We start from the raw sequence: 8,727 nt of genomic DNA, 5'->3' as shown, positions 1-8,727 counted from the left end.
CGGCCCCCGCCGCGCCGTCCGGCCCGCGCCCCAACGCCGCGCGCGAGGAGCGCGTGCGCATGACGCCGCTGCGCAAGCGCGTCGCGGAGCGCCTGCTCCAGGCCCAGTCCAACGCCGCCCTGCTCACCACCTTCAACGAGGTGGACATGGGCGAGGTGATGGCGCTGCGCAAGAAGTACAACGACAAGTTCCAGGCGAAGCACGGGGTGAAGCTCGGGTTCATGAGCTTCTTCATCCGCGCGTCCGTGGAGGCCCTCAAGGCGTTCCCGCAAATCAACGCGGAGATCGACGGCGAGGACGTCATCTTCAAGCACTACTACGACATCGGCGTGGCCGTGAGCGGCAGCCGCGGCCTGGTGGTGCCGGTGGTGCGTGACGCGGACAAGCTGTCGCTCGCGGACCTGGAGAAGACGGTCGGTGACTACGGCGGCCGTGCGCGCAACGACAAGCTCACGATGTCGGACCTCACGGGCGGCACGTTCACCATCACCAACGGCGGCATCTTCGGTTCCATGCTGTCCACGCCCATCCTGAACCCGCCGCAGACGGGCATCCTGGGCATGCACAACATCGTGGAGCGCCCCGTGGCCCGCGACGGCCAGGTGGTCATCCGGCCCATCATGTACATCGCCCTCACGTACGACCACCGCCTGGTGGACGGCCGGGAGGCGGTGCAGTTCCTCGTGCGCATCAAGGAATGCATCGAGGCCCCCGAGCGCCTGCTGCTCGACATCTGACCTACTCCGCCGCACATGACTGTGCGGGGGTGGAAGACGGGCATTCCCGGTGGGCCGGCTGGACTTCCAGTCGGCCCTTTCACTACAAATAGCTCTGTCTCCCCGGTCGTCGGGCAGAACGGGCGGCCTTCCCCACGGCTGCCCTGCAAACGCAAGGAAGCGCAATGGCAACTGGTACCGTGAAGTGGTTCAACGACGCGAAGGGCTTCGGCTTCATCACCCAGGACGGCGGCGGCGAGGACGTGTTCTGCCACCACACCGCCATCAACATGGATGGGTTCCGCACCCTGGCCGAGGGCCAGAAGGTGGAGTTCGAAGTCACCAAGGGCCCGAAGGGCCTGCAGGCGCAGAACGTCCGCGCGGCGTGAAGTGACGCGTCTCAGCCATTCCTCACGGACTGGTTGAAGCAACAGAGGCCCGGCCCCCTTGAGGGAACCGGGCCTCTGCCTTTTCCAGGCGCGGGTGCGCCGCCCTACTTCTTCAGGTTCTGCTCGAAGTGGGCGATGACGCGCTCGTACTGGCGCTCGGTGATGAGCGGGTCCGGCACCATGTGCGTGAGGCCGGACAGGGGCAAGAGCTGGTGCGGCTTGCCCGCGCGGAACAGCGCGTCCGACAGCTTCAGCGTGTGGAAGAAGTAGACGTTGTCGTCCGCGGTGCCGTGGATGAGCAGCAGCGCGCCGATGGGGCTGTCCTTCTTCGCGTACGTCAGCAGGCTGCTGACCTCATAGGCCTGGGGGCTCTCCTCCGGCAGGCCCAGGTAGCGCTCGGTGTAGTGCGTGTCGTAGTCGCGCCAGTCCACCACCGGGGCGCCGGACACCGCGGCCTTGAAGAAGTCCGGGCGCTTCAGCGCGGCCAGCGCGGCCATGTAGCCGCCGAAGCTCCAGCCGGTGATGCCCACGCGGCTGAGGTCCATCTCCGGCACCTCCTTCGCCAGCGCCTGCACCGCTTCAATCTGATCATCCAGGGTGACGGTGGCGAAGTCGTGCTTCACCGCGCGGTTCCACTCGGACGTCCGCAGCGGCGTGCCGCGGCCGTCCACCTTCACCACCAGGAAGCCGTGGTCCGCGAACCACTGGCTGAGCAGGTGCGCGGCCATGGACTGGTGCACCACGGTGACGGTGGGGCCCGCGTAGACCTCCACGATGACGGGCAGCTTCTGGCCGGGCTTGAAGTCGCGCGGCTTCACCAGCGACGTCCAGAACTTCTTCGGGCCCACCTGGCGGACCTCGAAGTTCGGCGTGAAGGACGGCTCCTGCGCCACCTCCGGCAGCTCGCCCAGCTTCGTGCCGTCGCCCTTGAGGACCACGGTGCGCGGCATGGCCTTGGGGCCCTGGGTGTTGAGGACGATGAGGCCGCCGTTCTTGGAGACGAGCCCGCCCTCCACGGCCGGGCCCGGAGTGCCGGTGGCCACCTTCTCCGGAGCGCCGCCGGCCTTCACGCGCCACAGGTGGCTCACCGTGGGGTTCGGGTCGCCGGTGAAGAACAGCGTCTTGTCCGCCTGGACGAAGCGCGCCAGGTGGCGGAAGCCCGCGTCCGGCTTCACGACGGAGCGGTCCAGCTCACCGCTCGCCTTGCGCAGCTCCACCTCCGGGCCGCCGTTGCGCTCGGTGTACCAGAGGAAGCCGGAGCCATCCTCCAGCCACAGCGGGAAGTCCTGGGCCAGCTCCACCCAGGCGCTGTCCTTCTCCGTGAGCAGGACGCGCGTCTTGCCCGTGGCCGGGTCCACCGCGAGCACCTGCTCCTCCGTCTGGAGCCGGTTCTGCACCACGATTGTCAGCGGCCCGCCCTTGTCCCACTTCACCGTGGCCAGGTACGGGTACTTCTGCGCGTCCCACTGCGCCCACACCGTCTTGCCGCCGGTGACGGGCGTGACGCCCAGGCGCACCTTCGCGTTCGCCTTGCCGGGGCGAGGGTACGGGAAGATCTCCCCGCCCTTCTCCGGGTGCATCACGTCCACGATGGTGAGCTTCTCCACGTCGGACGTGTCGGACTCCGTGTAGGCAATGGCCTTCGCGTCCGGGCTCCACCAGTAGCCGGAGAAGCGGCTCATCTCCTCCTGCGCCACGAACTCCGCCAGGCCGTGCGTCTTCTGCGCGGTGCCGCCCTGCGTGACGCGCTTCTCCTGGTTGGCGGCCAGGTCCACCCGGTACACGTCGTGCCCGCGCACGTACGCCACCTGCTTGCCGTCCGGGGACAGGCGCGGGTCGATGACGCCGGGGCCCGTCTTCACCTCCGTGGACTTCCCCGTCGCGCGGTCCACCACGTAGAGGCGGCCGGAGAGGGGCACCAGCAGCCGGGTGCCGTCCTCGGAGAGGTTGTAGGAGGTGAAGCCCCGGGCGCTCACGCGCATGCGCTCACGGCGGGCCTTCTCCTCCGGAGACAGCGTCTCCTCCGCGCCCTTGAGGAGGGCCTCGGGGGTGAGCAGCTCACGCGCCTGGCCGTTGGCCACGTCGAACGCGTAGAGCATCTGCACGTTGGACGTGGGGGAGGTGCGCAGGAAGAGGACGGACTTCTCGTCCGGGGTGATGCGCGTGCCCACCGGGCGGCCGCTCTGGAAGCGGCGCGTCTCGGCGTACTGGCGCAGGAAGGTGTCCGGCTGCTTTTGCGAAGGGGCCATGGCGGAGGGTTTGCGCTCCTGGGCGATGGAGGGGGCGCTGCTCATGAGGAGCAGCGCGGCGGCGGTGAGGACCTGACGCATGCGTAGTTGAATCCCCGCGGGGCGGGGCTCCTTTCGCGGGAAGGTGCGGGCAAGCCTACACTCCGGCCGCCGCGCGGCCCCCTCAACGTCCGGCCCAGGAGAGGATTCCCACCCCCATGAATCCGAATGATGACGACGCCCTGCGCCACCTGCGCCTCGCGGGCGTGGTGCGGCTGGGGCTGGGCGGTGGCCGTGGCCCGACGGACGCCTACGTGTTCGACCCGCACCGGCTCGCGCTGCCCGCGTGGGCCTGTGCCCTGGGCGACGCGGGGCCCCCGGCCCTGCTCGTCACGCTGGACCGGCACCTGGACATCGTCGTGCCCGAGCGCCCCGCCGACATGCCGGACCGCTCCGCCGGCCTGCGCGCGCTGGACGAGCACGCGCGGTGGAAGCTGGACGTGCGCAACTACGACCACATCGTCGCGGCGATGGAGGCGGACCTCGTGGGCGACGCGCTGCTCATCGCGCGCACCCGGCCCCGGGGCTCCTTCGCCGGAGACACGTACGTGGACACCCGGGGCCGCTCGCACCGCATCGTGTCGGTGACGACCGTGGACCGCGCGGCGGAGGCGTACCTGCACCCCGGCCCCACGGACGCGGTGCGCGACGTGCTGGAGGCCGCGTCCGCCGTGCTGCTGGACGTGGACCTGGACTGCTTCACCAGCCTGAGCGACGCGGACCCCACCACCGTGCTGCCATGGCCGAGGTCCGTCATCCGCGAGTTCCTCCTGCCCCCGACTCGGAGCCCTTCTGGGACGCGGTGCTGGGCAAGGCGGTGGCGCTGACGCTGGCGCGGGAGCCGCATCACTGCGGCGGGCTGCTCGCGTCCGGGGAGCTGTTCCGCGACGTGGCGGAGGTCCTCTTCCGCGAGCTGCTGCGCGTCGAGCCGCCCTGAAGCGCCGGAGCTGCTCCGGAACCTCAGGGCGAGTCGAGGAACGAGGGCCGGTAGTCCGTCACCTGCCCGCTGCCGAGCGACAGGCGGCTGCCCACGGGGGGACGGTCGCCGTTGAGCACGTAGCCGAAGTCGATGCGGAACGGGAACACGTTGAACTGGGGGAACAGCAGGCGCAGGCCCACGCCCACGGTGGTCACCATCTCCGGCCGCTGGTCGAAGGCGCTGCCGGAGTCGAGGAAGAGCACCCCGCCCAGGTGCACCGTGCGCACGACGAGCGGCGCGGTGCGGTACTCCAGGTTCACCAGCAACAGCCGCTTGCCGGAGTACGCATCCACCGCCGAGCCTCGCAGGCCGTTGCTGCCGCCCAGCAGGCTCACGCGGTCCGACAGGTCGTCGATGTTCACGTCCAGCAGGCCGCGCGCCACGAAGCGCCCTCCGAGCACGCGCGGCGACACCTGCACCAGCTCCGCGGCCCAGCGGCGGTTCGTCCAGCCCTCCTTCACGCCGGGCTGCCGCGCATTGAACTGCTGGCGGATGGACGCGGCCGCGGACGCGGTGGTGAGCGCGTCCCCCCAGTGCACGCGGTAGCGCAGGGACAGGCCCCCTTGCGCGAAGTGCGCCGCGGACGGGAACACCGGCGGCGCGTAGCGCAGCGTGGCCAGCACCGAGTGCCCCAGCTGGAAGTCCTCCGACAGCGTGTACGAGTCCACGTTGCGGAGCACGTCGTAGCGGGCCTCGAAGGCGCTCAGGGAGAAGTTCGCGTACCCCGCGTCCTCCGCGCGCGGCAGGTAGTTGCGCCGGAACCAGTCCGCCTGCGCGTCGCTGAGCCGCGACGCCAGCGGCGCGGCGTAGGCGTAGTGGTAGGCCCCCGCGCCCATGCCCACGTTCCACTTGTAGCGCTGGCCGTAGGAGCGCGTGTACGTGGCGCCCGCGGCCACCTCGCGCGTGTTGTAGACGTACGGCACGGGGTCGCCGTCCGGGAACGGGAGCTGCCAGATGTCCGCGCCCCGGAACTGGCGCGCGGTCTCCACGTTCCACGCCACGGACGTGCTCAGGCTCCACGGCGTGGCCAGCGAGTACAGCGGCCGGCTCACGACGAGGCTCCCGCGCGAGCCCTCCGCGCGGCCCGTGTCGCGGTTGATCAGCACCGCCGCGGACTCCGTCAGCGACCACCGGCTGCCGAGCACGCGCTTGTCCGTGTAGCTCTGGCCGAGGCTGAACGTGTCCAGGCGCATGATGAAGTCCAGCGCCACCTTCTTGCCGCGCCCCAGGAAGTTCTGCTCCGTGCCCTGGAGGCGCAGGTAGAGCAGCAGCGAGCCCACGGCGGAGAACTCGTTGTTGAGCCGCAGCGACCACAGGTCCTTCGTCACCAGCAGCAGCGCCACCTTGCCGGGCGCGCTGCCCTTCACGGGCACCGCCCGCACGACGGAGAACAGGCCCAGCTTGCGCAGGTTGCGCACCGACTCCGCGACGAGCGCCTCCGAGTACGGCTGCCCCGGAGCGATCAGCACCTCCTGGCGGACGATGTCGTCGCGGGTGCGGACGTGGAAGATGTTGAGCAGCGATGGATAGGGGTCCATCGGCGCGACCACCTCCTCCGCGGCGACGAGCACCTCCTCCAGCACCTGGCCCTCGGGCGCGGGCTCCACCTGGCGCTCGACCTGGCCCAGGCCCCAGGCGATGAGCGCGTCCTCGTAGTTCTTCGTGCTCGCTTCGTCCTTGGAGAGCGCGGGAACCTGCGTGCCCTCCGGCCCCACCGGGACCTGCTCAGCGCGAGGCGGCGCCGCGACCTCCGTGTTCGACACGCCCGACGGCTCGACGTCCGGCGAGCGCACGGGCGCATCCGGCGGCGCGACGTCCTGGGGCTGCCCGGACCGACAGGCGCGCTCTGTCCGCCCGTCGCGGCGAGCACGGTGATCAGCAGGACGGGCAGTGAGAGCGGCACGCGCGCATCCTGTCATGCGCTGGGCCTGCCGCCAGCCTCCGCTCACGTCAGCGCGGTGCGCAGGTCCCCCGGCCGGGCCATGGGCAATGGCTCCCCCTTCGCGACCGCCGCCACGATGCGGGCCAGCTGCTCCACGCCGTCCGACAGCGCCGCCGGTCCCGGCTGGAGGATGTAGGAGCTCCTCACTTCGTAGAGCTGATCATCCAGCACGGCGCGCACGCCCGCCCAGCCCGGCCGGGAGGCGATCTTCTCGCGCTTCGCCTTGCGCCCGCACCAGCTGGCGATGACGCCCTCCGGGTCGCGCCTCGCCACCTCCTCCGGTTCGAAGATGCGGCCCTTGGCCCCCTGCGACGCGCGCGACTCCTGGCACACGTCCACCCCGCCCACCACCTCCACCAGCTCCGAGCACCAGCGGATGCCGGAGATGAGCGGCTCGTGCCACTCCTCGAAGAAGATGCGCGGCCGCTTCGGCAGCGACTGCGCCGCGTCCGAGTGACGCTCCAGGTTCTTCTCCAGCTCCACCGCGAGCGCCTCCGCGGGCTCCGCCCGTCCCACCAGCGCCCCGGTCAGCCGCACCGCCTGCAATATCTCCGCGAGCGAGCGCTGGTTGAACAGGTACACCGGCACCCCGCGCTTGCAGAGCTCCCGGCCAATGTCCGCCTGCAGGTCGCTGAAGCCCAGCACCAGGTCCGGCTTGAGCTCCAATATCCGCTCGAAGTTCGCGTCCAGGAACGAGCTGACCCGGGGCTTCCTGCGCGCCTCCGGCGGCCGCACCGTGAACCCCGACACGCCGACGACCAGGTCCCCCGCCCCGATGCGGTAGAGCACCTCCGTCGTCTCCTCCGTCAGGCACACCACCCGCCGCGGATGGCGCGGCGCCGACGACAACAGCGCGGACAGCTGGGCATTCATGCGGGAAACCCTACCCCGCTCCCGCCTCCTCCACCCGAGATGACGCGACGCACCAGCGCCCGGCGACTGTGCGACAACGGACGCTGATTTCCACGATTTCCGAAGCACCCGGGGACGGGGCAGCACGGGAAGTGCGGGAGTGCGGGCGCGCGGCGCGGGCCGGAAACTCGGGGCCGGCGCGCGGCGATGATAGCGGCACGTCTCTTGGGCGGTTTTCCAAGGCGGTGCTAGGCTCCGCCGGGTCCGAAACGACGTATGCGGTCCTTCTCTACGCCTTGGGGGAACACATGATCGAAAGCGACGCTCCCCGCAAGGGCGCGCCCGCCGACGTGCCGGATCCCCTGCTCGGGCGGATCCTCAACGAGCGCTTCCGCATCCTGGAGACGCTTGGCGCCGGAGGCATGGGCCGCGTCTACAAGGCCATGCAGGCCCCGCTGGACCGGCTGGTGGCGCTCAAGGTCCTCAACCCGCAGTACAGCGGCGAGGGCAAGGACCCGGGCTTCCAGAAGCGCTTCTTCCTGGAGGCCAGCGTCACCGCGAAGCTGCGCCATCCGAACACCGTCACCGTCATCGACTACGGCAAGACGGAAGACGGCATCTACTACATCGCCATGGAGTACCTGGAGGGGCTGACGCTGTCGCAGCTGCTCACCCAGGAAGGCCCGCTGCCGTGGGAGCGCGCGCTCACCATCGGGCAGCAGGTGGCCCGCTCGCTGCGCGAGGCGCACAAGGTCGGCCTCATCCACCGCGACCTCAAGCCCGCCAACGTGATGATCCTCAACCAGGAGGCGGACCACGACGTGGTCAAGGTCCTGGACTTCGGCCTGGTGAAGTCCTTCGTGGGGGACGCCGCCATGAAGGAGGACACCACCCTCACGCAGGCGGGCGTCATCCTGGGCTCGCCGCAGTACATGGCGCCGGAGCAGGCGCGCAACATCGCGGATCCGCGCAGCGACGTGTACAGCCTGGGCGTGGTGCTCTACCAGGTGCTGATGGGCCGGCCGCCCTTCCAGGCGGCGCAGAGCATTGACGTCATCGTCAAGCACATCAACGACCCGCCGCCCCCCTTCCACACCGTGTGGCCGGACCACCACGTGCCCGCGGAGGTGGAGGCGCTGGTGATGAAGTGCCTGGCCAAGCGCCCCGTGGACCGCTACGCGTCCATGGACGCCGTGCTCCAGGGCATGCGCACCGCGGCCTCCGCGTCCGGCGTCAGCGGCGTCTTCGCCACGCGCACCGGCCTCAACGCGGTGGGCTCCGGCCCCCACAGCGGTCCGCACAGCGGCATCCACTCGGGGGCCCACCCCGCGCTGGGCTCCGGCCCCACGCCCGCGCCCAACACCATGGCGCTGGACATCTCCGTGGACGAGGCCGGCGGCCTCGCGAAGAAGTCCAACAAGGGCCTGGGCATCGCCCTGTTCGGGGTGTCCCTGCTGCTGGGCTGGGCGCGGCGGGCTTCATCGTGCTGCGCGGCGCCCAGAAGCCCCCCGTGGAGCCGGCCCCGTCCGTCCCCGTGGCGCGCGCGCCTGTCGCGCCTCCG

At 70.7% G+C, this 8,727-nt stretch carries 6 protein-coding genes and 1 pseudogene; 4 read left to right on the top strand and 3 right to left on the bottom strand.

The genetic code is table 11. The features are described from left to right. Both sucB and ACLEQD_RS30930 read left to right on the top strand, forming a co-directional pair. Positions 1 to 737: dihydrolipoyllysine-residue succinyltransferase (gene sucB, locus ACLEQD_RS30935; protein WP_410389051.1), on the top strand; the 737-nt coding region annotated here is incomplete at its 5' end. Between the two features lie 164 nt (positions 738 to 901). After that, entirely contained in the window at positions 902 to 1,105 is a 204-nt protein-coding gene (locus tag ACLEQD_RS30930) for a cold-shock protein (RefSeq protein ID WP_014397260.1), read from the top strand. A 104-nt stretch (positions 1,106 to 1,209) separates the two neighbouring features. On the opposite strand, the gene ACLEQD_RS30925 is transcribed toward ACLEQD_RS30930, so the two are convergent. After that, positions 1,210 to 3,435 carry a DPP IV N-terminal domain-containing protein gene (locus ACLEQD_RS30925; protein ID WP_410389050.1) on the bottom strand — a complete coding sequence of 742 codons (2,226 nt, stop codon included), beginning with the start codon at positions 3,433 to 3,435 and terminating at the stop codon, positions 1,210 to 1,212. Positions 3,436 to 3,551: 116 nt separating this feature from the next. On the opposite strand from ACLEQD_RS30925, the pseudogene ACLEQD_RS30920 reads away from it, so the two are divergent. Further along, positions 3,552 to 4,330 (top strand): annotated as a pseudogene (locus tag ACLEQD_RS30920) (hypothetical protein). Between the two features lie 23 nt (positions 4,331 to 4,353). Here the strand turns inward: ACLEQD_RS30920 and ACLEQD_RS30915 are convergent. Together ACLEQD_RS30915 and ACLEQD_RS30910 are read right to left on the bottom strand one after the other, a co-directional pair. Further along, positions 4,354 to 6,087, bottom strand: coding sequence for a BamA/TamA family outer membrane protein (locus ACLEQD_RS30915; protein ID WP_410389053.1), 1,734 nt, complete (start codon positions 6,085 to 6,087; stop codon positions 4,354 to 4,356). Between the two features lie 230 nt (positions 6,088 to 6,317). After that, positions 6,318 to 7,187, bottom strand: a complete 870-nt coding sequence (locus ACLEQD_RS30910; RefSeq protein WP_410389048.1) for a cobalamin-binding protein — start codon at positions 7,185 to 7,187, stop codon at positions 6,318 to 6,320. 287 nt (positions 7,188 to 7,474) lie between these two features. Here ACLEQD_RS30910 and ACLEQD_RS30905 point away from each other — a divergent pair. Then, a partial coding sequence (locus ACLEQD_RS30905) for a serine/threonine-protein kinase (protein ID WP_410389046.1) occupies positions 7,475 to 8,727 on the top strand: 1,253 nt, incomplete at its 3' end.

Origin of the sequence: Corallococcus sp. 4LFB (assembly GCF_046520365.1) — a bacterium.
In the GTDB taxonomy this organism is placed as follows: domain Bacteria; phylum Myxococcota; class Myxococcia; order Myxococcales; family Myxococcaceae; genus Corallococcus; species Corallococcus caeni.
Note: the sequence above shows the minus strand (reverse complement) of the source record. Positions and strands in the feature narration are given on the sequence as shown.

Excerpts from the sequence above, each read along its gene's own strand:
- ACLEQD_RS30910 (WP_410389048.1), bottom strand. The coding sequence starts at position 7,187 with ATGAATGCCCAGCTGTCCGCGCTGTTGTCGTCGGCGCCGCGCCATCCG.
- ACLEQD_RS30930 (WP_014397260.1), top strand. The coding sequence starts at position 902 with ATGGCAACTGGTACCGTGAAGTGGTTCAACGACGCGAAGGGCTTCGGC.
- ACLEQD_RS30925 (WP_410389050.1), bottom strand. The coding sequence starts at position 3,435 with ATGCGTCAGGTCCTCACCGCCGCCGCGCTGCTCCTCATGAGCAGCGCC.